The sequence below is a fragment of the Stenotrophomonas sp. 28608_Sma genome (assembly GCF_056486185.1).
On record NZ_CM151308.1, the window covers coordinates 797,467 to 814,606 of the forward strand.

Annotated in this window: 16 protein-coding genes; 8 read left to right on the forward strand and 8 right to left on the reverse strand. The window is 66.8% G+C overall.

What is annotated here, in order from left to right; genetic code table 11:
- Positions 1-83 precede the first annotated feature (83 nt).
- Positions 84-1,151: a metal-dependent hydrolase gene (locus ACZLHH_RS03515; RefSeq protein ID WP_049461582.1), complete on the forward strand. Its 1,068-nt coding sequence runs from the start codon at positions 84-86 to the stop codon at positions 1,149-1,151.
- A 172-nt stretch (positions 1,152-1,323) separates the two neighbouring features.
- On the opposite strand, the gene ACZLHH_RS03520 is transcribed toward ACZLHH_RS03515, so the two are convergent.
- The 5 genes from ACZLHH_RS03520 to ACZLHH_RS03540 form a co-directional block, all read right to left on the reverse strand.
- Positions 1,324-2,151 (reverse strand): class I SAM-dependent methyltransferase, encoded by an 828-nt coding sequence (locus ACZLHH_RS03520; protein WP_032129690.1) that lies wholly within the window; start codon positions 2,149-2,151, stop codon positions 1,324-1,326.
- A gap of 174 nt (positions 2,152-2,325) precedes the next feature.
- Positions 2,326-3,321 (reverse strand): tRNA dihydrouridine synthase DusB, encoded by a 996-nt coding sequence (gene dusB, locus ACZLHH_RS03525; protein WP_049425080.1) that lies wholly within the window; start codon positions 3,319-3,321, stop codon positions 2,326-2,328.
- Positions 3,322-3,468: 147 nt separating this feature from the next.
- A complete protein-coding gene (locus tag ACZLHH_RS03530) occupies positions 3,469-3,900 on the reverse strand; it encodes a hypothetical protein (RefSeq protein ID WP_049425064.1) in 432 nt (143 codons plus the stop codon).
- 148 nt (positions 3,901-4,048) lie between these two features.
- Positions 4,049-5,014 (reverse strand): ribokinase, encoded by a 966-nt coding sequence (locus ACZLHH_RS03535; protein WP_032129936.1) that lies wholly within the window; start codon positions 5,012-5,014, stop codon positions 4,049-4,051.
- A gap of 25 nt (positions 5,015-5,039) precedes the next feature.
- Complete coding sequence (locus ACZLHH_RS03540; RefSeq protein WP_010481870.1) at positions 5,040-6,338, reverse strand: NupC/NupG family nucleoside CNT transporter; 1,299 nt, start codon at positions 6,336-6,338, stop codon at positions 5,040-5,042.
- A gap of 193 nt (positions 6,339-6,531) precedes the next feature.
- Between ACZLHH_RS03540 and ACZLHH_RS03545 the strand changes: the two genes are divergently transcribed.
- From ACZLHH_RS03545 to ACZLHH_RS03575, 7 genes are all read left to right on the forward strand, one after another.
- Positions 6,532-7,503 carry an aldo/keto reductase gene (locus tag ACZLHH_RS03545; protein WP_049461583.1) on the forward strand — a complete coding sequence of 324 codons (972 nt, stop codon included), beginning with the start codon at positions 6,532-6,534 and terminating at the stop codon, positions 7,501-7,503.
- A 289-nt stretch (positions 7,504-7,792) separates the two neighbouring features.
- On the forward strand, positions 7,793-7,987 hold the full coding sequence (gene hemP, locus ACZLHH_RS03550; protein ID WP_005412278.1) for a hemin uptake protein HemP: 195 nt from the start codon (positions 7,793-7,795) through the stop codon (positions 7,985-7,987).
- A gap of 153 nt (positions 7,988-8,140) precedes the next feature.
- The gene (locus tag ACZLHH_RS03555; protein WP_349675293.1) at positions 8,141-10,384 is read left to right on the forward strand and encodes a TonB-dependent hemoglobin/transferrin/lactoferrin family receptor; all 2,244 of its coding nucleotides are present in this window, start codon (positions 8,141-8,143) and stop codon (positions 10,382-10,384) included.
- A gap of 4 nt (positions 10,385-10,388) precedes the next feature.
- Positions 10,389-10,988, forward strand: a complete 600-nt coding sequence (locus tag ACZLHH_RS03560; protein ID WP_032129934.1) for a ChuX/HutX family heme-like substrate-binding protein — start codon at positions 10,389-10,391, stop codon at positions 10,986-10,988.
- A gap of 73 nt (positions 10,989-11,061) precedes the next feature.
- Positions 11,062-11,988, forward strand: coding sequence for a DUF6607 family protein (locus ACZLHH_RS03565; RefSeq protein WP_049461580.1), 927 nt, complete (start codon positions 11,062-11,064; stop codon positions 11,986-11,988).
- Between the two features lie 254 nt (positions 11,989-12,242).
- Positions 12,243-12,773 carry a hypothetical protein gene (locus tag ACZLHH_RS03570; protein WP_049461579.1) on the forward strand — a complete coding sequence of 177 codons (531 nt, stop codon included), beginning with the start codon at positions 12,243-12,245 and terminating at the stop codon, positions 12,771-12,773.
- The gene (locus tag ACZLHH_RS03575) at positions 12,760-13,161 is read left to right on the forward strand and encodes a hypothetical protein (RefSeq protein ID WP_143048246.1); all 402 of its coding nucleotides are present in this window, start codon (positions 12,760-12,762) and stop codon (positions 13,159-13,161) included. Before ACZLHH_RS03570 ends, ACZLHH_RS03575 begins: the two co-directional genes overlap by 14 nt.
- Before the next feature lie 215 nt (positions 13,162-13,376).
- On the opposite strand, the gene ACZLHH_RS03580 is transcribed toward ACZLHH_RS03575, so the two are convergent.
- From ACZLHH_RS03580 to ACZLHH_RS03590, 3 genes are all read right to left on the reverse strand, one after another.
- Entirely contained in the window at positions 13,377-13,862 is a 486-nt protein-coding gene (locus ACZLHH_RS03580) for a hypothetical protein (protein ID WP_228355089.1), read from the reverse strand.
- Positions 13,863-13,970: 108 nt separating this feature from the next.
- Entirely contained in the window at positions 13,971-16,487 is a 2,517-nt protein-coding gene (locus ACZLHH_RS03585) for an ABC transporter permease (protein ID WP_049461576.1), read from the reverse strand.
- Positions 16,484-17,131 carry an ABC transporter ATP-binding protein gene (locus tag ACZLHH_RS03590; RefSeq protein ID WP_049461575.1) on the reverse strand — a complete coding sequence of 216 codons (648 nt, stop codon included), beginning with the start codon at positions 17,129-17,131 and terminating at the stop codon, positions 16,484-16,486. The genes ACZLHH_RS03585 and ACZLHH_RS03590 overlap by 4 nt, the downstream gene beginning before the upstream one ends.
- Positions 17,132-17,140 lie beyond the last annotated feature (9 nt).

Consider the following 17,140-nt stretch of genomic DNA (forward strand, 5'->3'; position numbering starts at 1 on the left):
GAACATAGGATCTCGACTCTACAAAAGAGCGCGAGCGGCTGTGCCATCAAGACGGCACGCCCGCAAGCCGCTAGCATCGGCCCATGGATTCCCTGACCCAGATCGTGCTCGGCGGCGCCGTCGCTGCTGCCATCGCCCCGCCCGGACATCGCCGTGCGGCCCTGCTGGCCGGTGCCGCGCTCGGCACCCTGCCGGACCTCGACGCCCTGTGGCTCGGCTTCACTGCCGCCGACCCGGTGGCGAACATGATCGAGCACCGCAGCTTCAGCCACTCGCTGCTGGTGCTGCCTTGGGTGGCGGCACTGATCTGGTGGTTGTTCAAGCGCTTCGGCAATGGCCGCGTCGCCCAGTCACCGGTGCGCTGGTTCTGGGCGATCCAGCTGGCGCTGGTCACCCATCCCATGCTGGATGCGTTCACCGTCTACGGCACCCAGCTGTGGTGGCCGCTGCGCCCACACCCGACCATGGGTTCCAGTGTCTTCATCATCGATCTCGGCTACACGGTATGGCTGCTGCTGGGCTGCGTGCTGGCCTGGTTTGGTCGCGCCCGCCCCTGGGCTGGCAAGGTGCTGGGTGTGGCGTTGCTGGTCAGCAGTGCCTACCTGGGTTGGGGCCTGATCGCCAAGGCGCAGGTCGACCGTGCTGCCCAGCAGAGCCTGGCGGCGATGGGCCTGGGCGATGCGCCGCGCTTCTCGGTGCCGATGCCGTTCAACACCCTGCTGTGGCGCGTGGTGGCAATGACGCCGAACGGCTACGTGGTGGGCGACCGCTCGCTGGTGGCCGACCACGGGCCGATGCGGTTCGAAGGCCACGCATCCAACGTGCAGGCCTTGCGCGAAGCGCAGGCCATCCCGGCGGTGCAGCAGCTGACGTGGTTCAATCGTGGCTTCATGCGTGCGCAGGTGGTGGACGGCCGGCTGGTGCTGAGCGACCTGCGTATGGGGCTGGAACCGGACTACACCTTCAACTTCGCGGTGGCCGAGCAGGCTGATGGGCAGTGGCGGGCGATCACGCCCGAGCAGGTGCGGGTGGATTACAGCAGCCCGGCTGCACGCGCCGACGTCGGACGCCGGTTGGCCGCGATGTGGCAGCGGATCTGGCATCAGCCGGCAGCACAGCCGGGTGCGGTCGACCACAGCGCCGTGCATTGATCCGTAGATCCACGCCATGCGTGGATGGCGCGGACATCGGCGATGGCAGCCACGCATGGCGTGGCTCTACTGCCTCCATCGGCGGTGCAGTGTCGCATCCGTAGATCCACGCCATGCGTGGATGGCGGGGTGCATCGGCCAAGGCAGCCACGCATGACGTGGCTCCACCGAATCAATACACCGTGGCGCGGCCCTGCACGAACGAATAGAAGAACACCGCGTTCGGATCGTTCTGCACCAGGCGGAACTCGCGACGCATGCCTTCCACGGTTTCCTCGTCCACCGATCCGGCCTGCAACAGCTGGTCGGCAGCCGACAGCAGCAGTTGTTCCCAGAACGCGATCATCGTCTTGCGACGGGCCGGTTCGCGGTTGTCCAGGTGGATGGTCTTGATCTCGGTGTGCACGTCGCGGAAGCCGCCGGCTAGCAGCAGGTTGCCCAGCTTGGCGCCGACGAACGGATCTCCCCCGTGGTCGTACTGGAAATCGTTGAAGGCCATCCAGTAGCGCCAGATATGCGGCGAATACGGGTCGAGCAGGAACGAGGCATTCATCACCTCGGTGATGTAGACCGGCGAACCCGGGGCCAGCACGCGGCGCACTTCGCTCAATACGCGTGCTGGTGACGGCACGTGCTCCAGCACCCAGCACAGGAACGCCGCGTCGAAGCTGCGTGCTTCGAACGGCAGCTCGCCGGCGTCGGCCTGCTGCAGGGTGTAGCGGTCGCTGCACCACGGTGTGCGCGCCAGGTTCTCGCGCGCGGTGGCCAGCTGTGTTTCGCTCAGGTCCACGCCGGTCACGTGCAGATCGGGGAAGCGGCGCAGCAGGATTTCGGTCTGCGCGCCGACGCCGCTGCCGACTTCCAGCAGGCGACGCGCGCCGCTGTAGTCGATCTGGCCGAAGATGCTCGATTCCAGCAGCCGTGCCTGGGTCATCAGGCGCTGCTGCTCGGTGCCGGAGAATCCGTGCAGGTAGGTCGGGGAGGAAATCGGCGGGGTCATGGGGGCGGGCTCTTGTAGCGTCGAGCGTGATCAATGGAAGGGGCGCGTAGAGTCGAGCGTGCTCGACTGTTCAGAAAGCCAGTCGAGCACGCTCGACTCTACGGTGTGGAGCAGTCGAGCAAGCTCGACTCTACGGATCAAGGCAGTCGGGCGGGTTACGAGGGGCTGGCGCGCTCAGGCTGCCGAAGACAACGCCGGTTCCCCGGCAATCAGGCGGTCGAAGTACTCGGTCGTCAATGCGATCTGGCTGGCCGGATCTTCGGCACGGTTGACCACCGCGCGGAAGGCGGCATTCTCCGGTCGATCCTTGGCGTACCAGCCCAGGTGCTTGCGCGCGATGCGCACGCCCTGCGGCTCGCCATAAAACGCATGCAGTGCATGCAGGTGGCCGAGCAGGATGTCGCGCACTTCTGCCAGTGACGGCGGCGGCAGTTCCTCGCCGGTGGCCAGGTAATGCGCCACCTCGCGGAAGATCCATGGCCGGCCCTGTGCCGAGCGGCCGATCATCACTGCATCCACGCCGGTTTCCTTCAGGACGTAGGCGGCCTTCTGCGGCGAATCGATATCGCCGTTGGCGATCACCGGAATGCGCAGTGCGGCCTTGATCTCGCCGATCGTGGCGTACTCGGCCTGGCCGGTGTAGTGCTGGTCGCGGGTGCGGCCGTGCACCGCCAGTGCGGCGATACCGCTGTTCTCTGCGATGCGCGCGATCACCGGACCATTGCGATGGTCGCAGTCCCAACCGGTACGGATCTTCAGCGTGACCGGCACGTCCACCGCGTTGACCACGGCTTCGAGGATGCGCGCCACCAGCTGTTCGTCGCGCATCAGTGCCGAACCGGCCCAGGCGTTGCACACCTTCTTGGCCGGGCAGCCCATGTTGATGTCGATGATCTGCGCGCCGTGGTCCACGTTGTAGCGGGCGGCTTCGGCCAACTGCTGCGGCTCGGTGCCGGCGATCTGCACGCTGATCGGTGCCGGCTCGCCGTCATGGTCCATGCGATGGATCGACTTGCGCGTGGTCCAGAAGCGCGGGTCGCTGATGGTCATTTCCGAGGCGGCCAGTCCCGCGCCCAGCCGTTTGCACAGCAGGCGGAAAGGCTTGTCGGTGACGCCGGCCATGGGCGCCAGCACGACGTTGGGGGCAATGGTGTACGGGCCGATCTGCATGCGCCCATTGTAGGGCGCGGGCGGCGGTACGGCCGTGTCGGGCGCGGTCCGGTTCAGGCCGATCCGCACCCAGCTCATGCCGTACCGGCATCAACAGATGCTTGACGGTTGCTTCCGCCGCCCCCAAGGGCGGGCGATGGTAGGCGGCTACCCCAGGCTCTGCCAGGCCTGGCGGGTCCCCAGCGCGAAGGCCAGCCCCAGGCTGAGGCAGGCCAGTGAACTGAGTACCCAGAAGTGCCGGCCGTTGTAGCCGGGCCGGAGCAGCGCCAGCCCGAAGCCCATCGCCGCGCGCACCAGCAACAGCAGGGCGATGCCCGACAGCACCGGACGGCTGGCCGGCAGCGGCGAATGCCAGCCTGCGGCTGCCAGCGCGTACAGCGTCCAGGCCACCAGCACGGCAGTAATGCCGGCGGTCATCAGTGGTGGCCACCAATGCCCCGCCTGTGCCAGCCGGACCATGCGCTGGCCAGCGCCGAACCACCGGTACCAGGGTGCCCCAAAGGCAATGCAGCCGATATGCAGCAAGGCTGCGATGGCACTGCCGGCGGCGGCAACCAGCAACCAGGGGAATCCGTCCATGTCCTGCCCGTGCAGAGAAGCTGCGCGGATGTTCGGCGAGGGGCGGGGTGAGGGCAATGCGGCAGGCGGTCGCAGAGCTGGACAATGGGCAAAAGAAAGGCCCGGATGCCAGCGCACCCGGGCCTTCCCATCCACGCATGGCGTGGATCTACTTCACTTCCACGTCGGCCGGGGTGAAGCGCGGCATTGCCGCAGCAGCGCCTTCCTTCTCGGTCGAACGACCGGCGAACTGGTTGGCGAAGCGCACGTGGCGGGCGAACGGGGCGTCGGCCACCTGCGCCAGCGACGCGGCCAGCGCACCGTTGAAGGCGTCACCGGCACCGGTGGTGTCGATCGCCTGCACCTGTTCGGCACCCACGCGGTAGTACGGCTGGGTATCGCCGCGCAGGTTCTCGTCGGCATGCGACACGAATACACCCACCGAACCCAGGGTCACCACCACGGTACCGTTGCCGACCAGCTTGCGGCACAGCGCATGCAGGCTGGCACCATCCAGCGCGGCGACGTCGTTGGCATCCACGCGCTCACCGACATGGCGGCCGAGCAGGGCTGCGAACTCGGTCTCGTTCGGGGTGATCACATCGGCCAGCTTGAGCAGGCCGATGGTCGAAGGGGCGTCGGCCGGTGCGGTGTTGAGCACGGTGGTGACGCCGGCCTCGCGGGCCGTGGCCAGCGCCGCTTCGATGGTCTGCACCGGCGATTCCAGCTGCACCAGCACCACCTTGGCGCCGGTCAGCAGGGCCTGCTGCTGTTGCAGGAAGTCGGTGCTCAGCGCGGCGTTGGCACCCGGTCCGATCACGATGGTGTTGCGGCCACGGGCATCGACGTAGATGCCGGCGGTGCCGGTCGGCTCGCTGCTGGCCTCGGCGATCAGCGCGAATCCATCCTGCGCGGCCAGCTCACGGGCGGTGGCACCACCGGCGTCGTCGCCCAGCGCGCATACGAAGTGCGTGTCGGCACCGGCGCGGCAGGCCGCCACGGCCTGGTTGAAGCCCTTGCCACCGGGGCCGGTGCTGTAACGGCCGGCAATGGTCGCACCCGGTGCCGGCAGCGACTCGCACCGCCACACGTGATCGACATTGAAGGAACCGACGACAACGACACTGCTGCTCATAGGGAATCTTTTCTCAACCAAGGGTTCAACTGAAGTGCGTCAGCACGCCGGCGATGGTCGCCGTCATGAAGGTGGCAATGGTACCGCCCAACACCGCGCGCAGGCCGAACTTGGCCAGATCGTGGCGACGTTCCGGGGCCAGGCCGCCGATGCCGCCGATCTGGATCGCGATCGAGCTGAAGTTGGCGAAGCCGCACAGCGCGTAGGTGGCGATCAGGCGACCTTCCTCGGACAGGCTCACGCCGGCGATCTGACCGTTCACGATCTGCGACAGCTCGGTGTAGGCCACGAACTCGTTGATCACGACCTTCTGGCCGATCAGCGAACCGACGGTGGTGGCATCGGCCCACGGGGTGCCGATCACCCAGGCGATCGGGGCCAGCACGTAACCGAAGATGGTCGACAGGTTGGTCGGCTTGCCGATGGCAGCGGCCAGGCCGGTCACATCGCCGATCCAGGTCAGCGGGGCGTTCAGCAGCGCGATCAGGGCGATGAAGGCCAGCAGCATCGCACCGATGTTCAGCGCCAGCTTCAGGCCGTCACCGGCGCCGGCTGCGGCCGCGTCGATGATGTTGCTGGAGGTCTTCTCGACTTCCATCTTCACCGTGCCGCGGGTCAGCGGGGTGCCGGTTTCCGGAATCAGCAGCTTGGCCACGACCAGCGTGGCCGGCGCGGCCATGATGCTGGCCGCCAGCAAGTGCTTGGCGTAGAAGGCCTGCTGCGCCGGATCGCCACCGCCGAGCATGCCCACGTAGGCCGCCAGCACGCCGCCGGCGATGTGCGCCATGCCGCCGATCATCATGGTCAGCAGCTCGGACTGGGTCATCCTGGCGATGTACGGGCGCACGGTCAGCGGCGCCTCGGTCTGGCCGATGAAGACGCTGGCGCAGACGCTGGTGGTTTCCGCACCCGACACGCGCATCACCTTGGTGATCGACCAGGCCATCACGCGCACGATGCCCTGCATGATGTTGAGGTGGTACATCACCCCCATCAGCGCAGAGAAGAAGATGATGGTCGGCAACACCTGGAAGGCGAAGATGAAGCCGTAGTTCTTGGTGTCCATCAACGAGCCGAAGATGAAGCCCGAGCCCTCGTTGACGTAGCTGAGGATCTTGACGAAGCCCTTGCCCAGCGCGTCGAACACGTCGCGCCCGCCCGGCACCAGGATCACCAGCGCCGCAAAGGCGATCTGCAGGGTGATACCGGTGGCAACCAGCTTCCAGTCAACCGCGCGCTTGTTATTGGAAAACAACCAGGTGATGCCGATCAGCACCGCCAACCCGAACAGGCCGAAGCCGATCCTGCCCAAACCTTCGACCATGTGAGTGACTCCCCTAGGGCGTCGCGAAAAACGGGAAGCCTAGTGCAGGGCAGGGGCCGGGGCAAGAAAAAGCAGCGTGCGCGCGGCCAACGGTACCGATCAGGCCAGCAACGGCAAGGGCTTGCGGCTGGCGGCGGCGGGTAGAATGGGGTTCGATCCCGGCCCGGATGCGGGCCCGCAGCAGGAGATTCGCATGCAATACCGTCGCCTGGGCTCCACCGGCCTGCCGATTTCCGCCTTGTCCTTCGGCGCCTGGGTGACCTTCGGCGACCAGGTCCCGCGCGATGAGGCCCGCAACCTGGTGGCCGCCGCCTGGGATCATGGCGTCAACTTCTTCGACAACGCCGAGGGTTATGCCAACGGCCGTGCCGAACAGGTCATGGGCGACGTGATCACCGACCTGCGCCTGCCGCGCGACGGTTTCTGCGTGTCCAGCAAGGTGTTCTTCGGCAGTGCCAAGGACCCGCGGCCGACCCAGCGCGGCTTGTCGCGCAAGCACGTGACCGACGCCTGCCATGCCGCGCTCAAGCGCCTGAGGGTGGACTACCTGGACCTTTATTACTGCCACCGCCCGGATCCGGACGCGCCGATCGCCGAGACCGTGCACGCCATGGATACCCTGGTACGGCAGGGCAAGATCCTCTACTGGGGCACCTCGGAGTGGTCGGCGGCGCAGATCCAGCAGGCGCTGGACATCGCCGAGGCGCGCAACCTGCAGGGCCCGTCGATGGAGCAGCCGCAGTACAACCTGTTACACCGCGAGCGGGTCGAGGTCGAGTACGCGCCGCTGTATGCGGGTGCCGGCCTGGGCACCACCATCTTCTCGCCGCTCGCCTCGGGCCTGCTCACTGGCAAGTACGACCAGGGCATCCCGGCCGATGCGCGGCTGGGGCGGGAAGGCATGGAGTGGTTGCAGGGCCTGGTGCTGGGGGCCGACGCCGGGGCCCGCCTGGGCCAGGTGCGGCGCTTCAGCGAGGTGGCACGCGCGCTCGGCCATGCCCCGGCCACGCTGGCCATCGCCTGGTGCCTGCGCAACCCGAACGTTTCCAGCGTGATCCTCGGCGCAAGCCGGGTCAGCCAGCTGCTGCAGAACCTGCAGGCACTGGACGTGCTGGAGCAGGTCGACGCGGCCGGCTGGGCCCAGGTCGAAGCCGTCTTCGCCTGACAACCCTTTGGAGAGTCGAGCCACGCTCGACTCCAGGTTGGTCGGGCCTTTGTAGAGTCGAGCCATGCTCGACTCCGCACGTAGCGCGGGCATTTCCAGGCGACGGCGCGAGAGCAGTCGAGCGTGGCTCGACTCTACAAAAGCCGTGTGCCCCCACCTTTCAATATATGAAATCTATCGAATTTCAGAATTCGATCATTAATCTCATCAATCAAATTGAGAATGGTTGTTGATTGTCAACTGAGAATCATTATCATTTAACTCGTCCCTCGCACGAGTCCAGATGCTCATGAATGCTCAACCTGTACTGCTGCGCCCCGAAACGCTGACCCTCCGCGATCGACCGGTCCGCGTCGTTCCGCCGGAAGAGGTCATCGACAGCGAAGCCCTGCTCAAGGGCCGTCGTGAAATCCTGATCCAGCACGGCGACCGCTTCTATCGCCTGCGGCACACCAGCAACGACAAGCTGATCCTGACCAAGTAATCGCGGCCTGGTCGCCCGCCTCCCTCCCTCCTGCCGGCAGCGCCGACAGGGTGGGCGACCCGTCCGCTCCCGCTCTCTCCCCCTCGGTCTACCGCGTGCACCTTCCGGGTGTGCCGGTAACCGGGGGTTCCCCTGCCTGACCGAACGAACCCGATGACCCGCCATACCGCCCTGTGTCTTGCTGTCTGGATGGCGTTGCCGCTGTCCGCCCACGCTGCTGCCACCGCCGCCCCTGATGCGCGCGAATTCGATCGGGTGCAGGTCACCGCCACCCGCACCGAGCGGGCCGTGAGTGACGTGGCGGCCACCGTGGACGTCATCGACCGCGAGCAGATGGACCGGCACCTGGTGCAGGACATCAAGGATCTGGTGCGCTACGAGCCGGGCCTGTCGGTCACCCGCAGCGCGACCCGCTTCGGCCTGGATGGTTTCCGCATCCGTGGCCTGGACGGCAACCGTGTGCGCATCCAGACCGATGGCATCGTCATGCCGACCCGGTTCGACATCGGTTCGTTCGCCAGTTCCAACCGCAACTTCACCGACCTCGATACGCTCAAGCGCGTGGAGATCGTGCGCGGCCCGGCCAGCTCGCTGTACGGCTCCGATGCACTGGGCGGCGTGGTGGCGTTCGTCACCAAGGACCCGGCCGACTACCTCAAGGACGGCAAGAACAGCTACTTCGGCCTGAAGTTCGGCTACGACGGTGAGTGGAAGGGCCTGCTCGGCGGTGCCACCGCCGCCTTTGGTGGCGACCACTGGAGCGGCCTGGTCAACGTCAACCACCACCAAGGCCAGGAAACGGACAGCAAGGGCACGGTGCGCAGCGACAACGACACCCGTACGGCGTCCAATCCGCAGGACCGCGACGGCCGCAGCCTGCTCAGCAAGCTGGTCTACGCACCGAGCGAAGACCAGCGCTTCCGCCTGACCGTGGAAGGCAACGAAGACACCACCGATACCAATGTGTTGTCGGCGATTGCCAGCGTTGCACCGCGCCCCGGCGCGATGGCTGCGGCTACTGGCATGAAGTCCCACGACACGCAGAAGCGTACCCGCGTGTCCTTTGCCCACGAAATGGATGCGCTGGACCAGCCGTTCGCCGACAGCCTGCATTGGCAGGTGTATGCGCAGAACAGCGAAACGCGGCAGCAGACCGACGAGACCCGCACCGACGGCAGCCGCCGTCACCGCGTGTTCTCCTTCGACCAGCATGCCTTTGGCCTGCAGGCGCAGTTCAACAAGGCGTTCAGCACCGGCAGCGTCGAGCACGCATTGACCTACGGCTTCGAAGGCACCCGTACCGAGATCCGCCAGAAGCGCGACGGCTACCAGGTCAACCGTGCCGGTGTGGTCAGCAACACCGTTACCCCCGACACCTTCCCGGTGCGTGACTTCCCGATCAGCAAGACCACCGAGTTGGGCCTGTACGCGCAGGATGAAATGCGCCTGGCCGACGGCAAGCTGTCGCTGGTGCCGGGCGTGCGCGTGGACCGTTACGAGCTGAAGCCGGAAGTGGACAGCATCTTCGCCGAAGACAACCCGACCACGGCCGTGGCGCAGCTGAAGAAGACCAGCGTGTCGCCGAAGCTGGGCATGGTCTGGCGCTTCACCGACCAGTGGTCGCTGTTCGCCGGCTATGCGCGTGGCTTCCGTTCGCCGCCGTACAACGACGTCAACATCGGCCTGACCAACGTGGCCTTCGGCTACACCGCCATCGCCAACCCGGACCTGAAGCCGGAAACCAGCGACGGCTACGAGCTTGGCCTGCGCTTCATCGCGCCGGCGGCGTACGTCAGCGTCAGTGGCTACTACAACGACTACAAGGATTTCATCGAGTCCAACGTCGATACCGGCCGCAACGCACAGGGTTTGACCGTGTTCCAGTCGCAGAACATCGCCGACGCGCGCATCTATGGTGCGGAAATGAAGGCCGGCATCGAATTCGGTGAGCTCAGTCCGGCGCTGAAGGGCTGGGCGCTGCGCAGTGCGTTGGCCTGGTCGCGTGGTGACAACCGGACCGATGACGAACCGCTGGCCTCGGTCGATCCGTTGCGTGGCACGCTGGGCCTGATGTACGACACCGATACATGGGGAGTCGAACTGGCCGGCACCTTCGTGCAGCGCAAGAAGCGCCTGCCGCCGCCTGCTGCGCAGACCAATCCGAACGCACCGGCGCCGTTCGTCTACCAGCCGGCCGGCTACGGCGTGCTGGACCTGATGGCGCACTGGAACTTCGCACCGGGTGCGACCTTCAATGTCGGCGTGTTCAACCTGGCCGACAAGCGCTACATCGAATGGTCGTCCATCACGCCGAGCCTGATCACCAATCGCGCACTGAGCGATCGTTTCAGCAGCCCGGGCCGCACCTTCTCCGCCAGCCTTGCCGTTTCCTGGTGACCTCATGAGCCGAGCACTGTCCGCACGCAGGAATGACTCCATCGCCGCGCCGCACAGCGCGGCCTGGCCGACCCCGGCACAGCTGGCCACGCTCGGCACCGTGCTGTGCCTGTACCACGCCGACGGCAACGAGCTGGGCGGCTGGCGCCAGGCCGTACGCGTGCATGCCTGCCAGGGCGTGGACAGCGAAGGCCTGCGCGAAAGCCTGTGCTTCCTCGATGGCCGCGGCCGCTGCGTGTGGCGCCTGTACCTGCTGCCGGACAGCGACTTCCTGGCCTGGGACCGGCTGGTGGCTGCGCTGCCGCCGGGGCCCGAGCACGACAGCGATGGCAGCGTCGGCGAACGCCTGTGGCGGCGCCTGGCCGGTCATCTGGGTGGCCAGCGCTGGCGCCTGTGCGCGCTGCGCCTGCATGCCGCCGACGATGGCCGCACGCTGGCCGCCAGTCTGTCGACCCTGTCCTCGCTGGGCGCAGCCACCGCGCGCCGCATTGCACGGCTGGAAGGTGCCGAAGGCGAGCTGGCAATCGACGATTGCTGCTGTGCCGATGCCGCGCGGCGTCCGGCGCCGCGAATTCCCGGCGACCTGCCGCTGATCCGCCTGTGACCCACTCCTGATGGAACGCCTGTCGGCCACGGACGGCCTCTCAACGCATCTGCAACCCCGAAGGAAGACCCCGATGAAGCTCCAGACAGCCAGCGCCCTGCTTGTGCTCGCCGCCAGCGGCGTGGCCAGCGCGCAGCCCTCCGATATCGCCCGTGACCACGACAGCATCCTTGCCATGCAGGGTGAGTACACCGTGGACTTCGCCTTCGACGAGACCGTGCTGCTGAAGCCGGGCTACGAGCGCGCGCCGGCGATGCGCAGCGGCGGCAGCGAAGTGGTCATCGTGGTCGAAGACACGCCGAAGCGCATCGTGCTGCAGCACCTGCTGCTGGACGAGAAGAGCGGCCACATCACCAAGCACTGGCGCCAGGACTGGGTGTACGAAGCACCGAACCGTTTCGAGTTCAGTGCCGACCAGACCTGGAAGGTGCGCAGCATTCCGGCGGCGGTGAACCAGGGCGCCTGGACCCAGTGCGTATACGAAGTGAGCGACGCACCGCGCTATTGCGGCACCGGCACCTGGACCTACACCAACAACGTGCCGAGCTGGACCAGCGACCTGAGCTGGCGTCCGCTGCCGCGCCGCGAGTACACCAAGCGCAGTGACTACAACGCGCTGGCCGTGATCAACCGCCACACGCTGACCCCGAACGGCTGGACCCACGAGCAGTTCAACACCAAGGTGCAGCGCAACGCCGATGGCAGCCAGGTGGAGACCGCCCGCGAGTTCGGCTTCAACGACTACGTGAAGACCACCGAGGTCGACTTCACCCCGGCGCGCAACTACTGGAAGGCCACCGCCGGATACTGGGCCAAGGTGCGCCAGCGCTGGGATGGCTTCCTCGGCCAGGCCCCGGGGGTGCACCTGAAGACCAAGATCGACGGCATGGCGATGATCATCCCGATGTTCACCCAGGCCGAAGAGATCCAGGCCGGCAAGAAGGTGAAGGACAAGCAGATCGACGACGTGTTCGCCAAGTACGTGGAAAAGGCCCAGTAAGTCGAGCCCTGCTCGACTCATGGCGCAGATCCTCTGGTCAGGTGCAGCGCCGCGTATCCGCTTCTGGTAGGTGCCGAGCTTGCTCGGCACGCTCTTCGCCGGCGATTGCACGTGGCATCCATGCTCGGGGTCGCGTTACATGGCGCCTGATGCGTATCGCTTTGACGTAATTCGCCACATTCTCTCGAAACCTCCGCTCGGAGGTTGGGTGTGCGATAGGGTGGCTGCCCACGCCGCCCTTGATCATCCCACCGATGAAGCTCTCCGACCTCTGTAGTCAACTGTTGTCCGGCGAAGCCTGTGACGACATCGACAGTTTCCATCTCGAAATCGACGACTTCGAGGAGGTGGAACTTGTCTCGCGCTTGAGTCGGATTGATGGAGTGCTGGAGCGCCTTGGGCCTCGATGGACCTCGGCCTATCTGCTCAGTCTCTGCAGTCACGTGCTTTCAACAGTCCGCATTTCCGGTCGTGCACGTGATTCAGCCGATGCGAAGATGTTCCTCGCATTGAGCTTCACCGACTTCGAGCTGCACGCGCAAGAGGGCATCCTGCTTCCAAGCGTCTTCTATTATCCAGGCCCCGAAGGGGTTGCGTTCGGGAGCCACCGTCGGCACGAATCCGACAGGGCGGCTTCGGCTGAAATCGACATCGTGCGCTCCGTGTTCGAAGATGCTGGCATGCTCGCTGGATTTCGCTTCTGCGAGAGCCGCACTGATGGTCCTCCAGGTCACGACGTGGTTCGTGTCCTTGCGATTCCATTGCTCGAAAATGAGGTTCGCTGATGCTCGTGGAAGAGCGCCAGTTGTTCGAAACGTACCTGTCCGATCCGCAGTTCATGATCGTCTCGAACAGCATTTCCTCGACGCGTTCACGGCCGGCATCCAGACGGCCAATCTGCGTGCTGAAGACTTCCGCAGCCCGCATTACAACGTGTTCTTCGTCGATGGTACGAAAGACCGCGAAGCCAACCCCATTTTCTCCGCCAAGCATCTGATCAGCGGCAACATCGTCCGTATCGTCATTTTCGAAAGCCCTCCGGACTACACCGAAGTCCACAACCGGGTAGGGGATGACAATGCCAAGGACGAGCTCTGCGTGTTCACAGCGCTTTCGGGAATGCAGCGTGCGATGGATACGACCGTGGCTTGGGCAAAGCAGCAGGCGTTGTGAGCCGCATCCACGCATGGCGTGGATCTACCAACCCCTGCTTCCGGTAGGTGCCGAGCTTGCTTGGTAGGCTCTTCGCCGGTGATCGCACACCGCATCCACGCGTGATGTGGATGTGCCGTGCCGGATATCTGCTCCTGGTAGGTGCCGAGCTTGCTCGGCACGCTCTCCATCGGTGATCGCACGCTGCATCCACGCCATGCGTGGATGCGGTGCACTCAAGACGCCTTCTCGCCCAAGGTGGTCAGGTCCAGCCCGGCGTCCTGGAACGCACGCAAGGTGGCCTGCAGGCTGGCCTCGTCATCGCGGGTGCGGACGCCCATGACAGCTTGGTGGCAACGCACTCGATCCGTGCTGCAGGCGCTACGGTCCGGCAGCAGCAGCGCGGTCTGTGCGACGAGGATCGCCATGTGCGCCACTTCCTTTCTCGGCTTCGGTTGGCCCCGGTAGAACCGGTCGAACTCAGCACGCAGGTCGGCCACCACGCCGGCATCGCTGCGCGTGCGTGACACGCTGGCCGGAACCAGATAGGTCGGGTGGCCCTCGAGGAAGGCTTGCGCTTCATCAGCCAGCACCGTTTCCAGCACGAAGGCCTGCACCGCGTCAGGAACATAGCCCTCCGCCGCGCGGGCGCCTGCGGGTAGCACCGCGGTGAGCAGCGGGGAACTGGCCAGAAGGATGCGCAGACAGAGGCTGTATTTCATCTTCATTCCTTGAACCTCGGGAGCGCGGGAGCAACGTTCCGCGCTTCCGGACGATCTGATCGGGTGGGGCGCGCAGCATAGCGCCCCCCCGAGCGTGTCACGATCGCGTCAGGCTTCGCGCAGGGCCAGTGCCGGTGGCGTATGCAGGATCGCGCGCGTACCCCACCAGCCTGCCAGCAGGCTCAAGCCGATGCCGACCACGCCGCCGATCAGCAGGCCCGGCCACGGCGGCAGCAACGGCAGTTCGAACACCTTCTGCGAGACCGCCACGCCGATCGCAGCGGCCGCGCCCACCGCCAGCAACGCGGCCAGCGTGCCCAGCGTACCGAATTCCACCAGCACCGCGCCACGCAGCTGGCGACGGGTCGCGCCCAGCGTGCGCAGCACCGCGCTGTCGTAGCGCCGTTCGCCCGCCGTGGCCTGCAGCGCGGCCAGCAGTACCAGCACGCCGGCCAGCAGACTGAACACCATCACCAGCTGCACCGCCTGTGCCACCCGTTCCATCACATCGCGCACCTGCGAGATCACCGCATCCACGTCCAGCAACGACAGGTTCGGCTGCGCGCGTACCAGCTCGCCCAGTCCGGCGGCCTTGCCGGCCGGTAGATGGAATGCCGACAGCAGGTTGTGTGGCGTATCGCCCACCGCATTCGGGTTCAGCAGCACGAAGAAGTTCGGACGGAAAGTGTTCCAGTCGGCCTTGCGCACGCTGGTGACAGTGAACTCGCGTTCCTGCTCGCCCACCGCAATGGTGATGCGGTCGCCGGGATGCACGCCGTAGCGCTTGGCCCAGCCGATTTCCACCGAGGCTTCGGCGGCGGTGCTGTCTGCCTTCCAGAAGGTGCCGTTGACCAGTGTGTTGGCCGGCGGGAAGCTGCTGCGCCAGCTGAAGTTCAACGGCCGGTTCTCGTCGTCGTCATCGCGCTGGCCTTCGCCCTGTGCCGGCTGCCCGTTCTGCTCAGGCGAGCGGTCCACGCGCAGCGGCGGCTTGCCGTTGATCGCGATCAGGCGGCCAGTGGCCATCGGTTCGATGCTGGCGTCGTTGGCGCCCAGTCCACGCAGTGCGGCCAGCACGCTGTCGCGCTGTTCGGGCTGGATGTTGATCAGGAAGTAGTTCGGCGTATCCGCGGGCAGTCGCTCGCGCCACTGCTGCAGCAGGCCGGGGCCGGTCACCGCCAGCAGCAACAGCGCGCACAGCGACAGCGACAGCCCCACCAGCTGCATCACCGCCAGCATCCGGCGCCGGGTCAGCGCGGCCAGTCCCAGCCGCCAGTGGCCATGCAGGCGGTGCTGCAGGCCGCGCAGCAGCTGCAGCAGCACGAAGCCGACCACGCCGGCCGCCACCGCCAGCGCGGCCAACCCGCCCAGCACCCACAGCGCCAGCTTGAGATCACCGGTGACCTGCACCGCCAGCAGCAGGCTGGCCGCCAGGGCAGCCACGTAGGCCAGCAGCGAGGCCGGCGGCAGGGCGGCGAAGGAACGGTTGAGCACCCGCATCGGCGGCACCCCGCGCAGGCGCAGCAGCGGCGGCAGGCCGAAGCCGAACAGCAGCAACAGCCCGATGCCGGCACCGGTCAGCGCAGGCATTGCCTCGGGCAGCGGCAGGCGCTGCGGCACCAGGCTGCCCAGCACCTGCACCAGGCCTTCCTGCGCCGCCATGCCCAGGCCGATGCCGAGTGCGCAGGCCGGCACCGCCAGCATCAGCAGCTGCAGTGCCAGACCGGACAGGATGTCGCGCTGGCGCGCGCCCAGGCAGCGCAGGATCGCCACCTGGTCGATGCGGCGCAGGGCGAAGCGGTTCGCCGCCAGCGCCGTGGCAACACCGGCCAGCAATACCGCCAGCAGCGCGCTGAGGCCGAGGAAGCGCCCGGCCAGGTCGAACGCCTGGCGCACGCCACGCTGGGTGTCGTCCACACTCAGCAGGCGCAGGCCCTTCACCTGCGGCAGCAGCCATTGCCGAAGTGCCGCGATCGGTTCTGCTGCTCCGGCGAACATCAGCCGGTAGTTGATGCGGCTACCCGGACCGAGCAGGCCGGTGCCTTCCACATCGGCGCGGTTGACCAGCAGGGTGGGGGAAAGCGTAAGCAGGTCGCCGCCGGTATCCGGCTCGGCCTCGATGATGCCGGCGATGCGCAGCGTGCCAGCGCCGAATTCAAGGTCGTCACCGGCCTTCAGTCCCAGCCCCTGGAGAAGGCGTGGGTCGGCATAGGCCTGGCCTTTGGCCGGCATGCCGGCGTTGTCGATCAGGGCGCCCCCGGGCGTGGCCCGCACCCGCAGCGTGCCACGCAGCGGATAGCCCGCCTGCACCGCCTTGATGCTGGCCATCTGGCTGGCATCACCGTTGAAGAGCACGCTGCCGAAGCTGGCGATACGGGTGTAGGCCAGTCCGCGCCGCTGCGCCTCGTCGGCGAACGCCTGCGGCGGGTCATCGCGCCCGGCGATGCCGAGGTCGCCGCCTAGCATTTCCGCTGCGCTGCCGGTCAGTGCCAGGTTGACCCGGTTCACCAGCGTGCCGACTGCGGTCATCACCGCCACGCCCAGCACCAGCGCGGCGAACACGGTCAGCAGGTCGCCGGCCAGCGCCTCGCGGCGCAGCGCGCGCCACGCGTGTTGCAGCAGGTTCATGCCTGCGCCCCACGCTCGACCGGCAGCAGGCGGCCGTCGTCGATGCGGTGGATGTACTGGCAACGCTGGGCCAGGCGCAGGTCGTGAGTGACCAGCACCAGGGTGGTGCCGCTGCCGGCGTTGAGTTCGAACAGCAGGTCGCTGATGTGCTGGCCGGTGGCGTGGTCCAGCGAGCCGGTCGGTTCGTCGGCGAACAGAATGCGCGGGCGGGTGACGAAGGCACGTGCCAGTGCCACGCGCTGCTGCTCGCCGCCCGACAACTGGCGCGGATAGTGGCGGGCGCGATGGGCCAGGCCGACCTGGGCCAGCACTTCTTCGACCCGCGCCCGGTCTTCGCGCCCGGCCAGTTCCAGCGGCAGCGCGACATTCTCGGCGGCGGTCAGTGCCGGCAGCAGATGGAAGCTCTGGAACACGAAGCCGACTTCACGCGCGCGCAGCTGGGCGCGGGCCTCCTCGTCCAGCGCCGCCAGGTCCTGGCCGGCCAGCGCGATGCGGCCGCGGCTGGGCAGGTCCAGCCCGGCCAGCAGGCCGAGCAGGGTGGTCTTGCCGGAACCGGAGGCGCCGACGATGGCCGCGCTGGTCCCTTCATGGACGGTCAGGGTGATGTTGTCCAGTATGTGGACTTCACCCTCCGGGCCCTGCACGGATTTGCC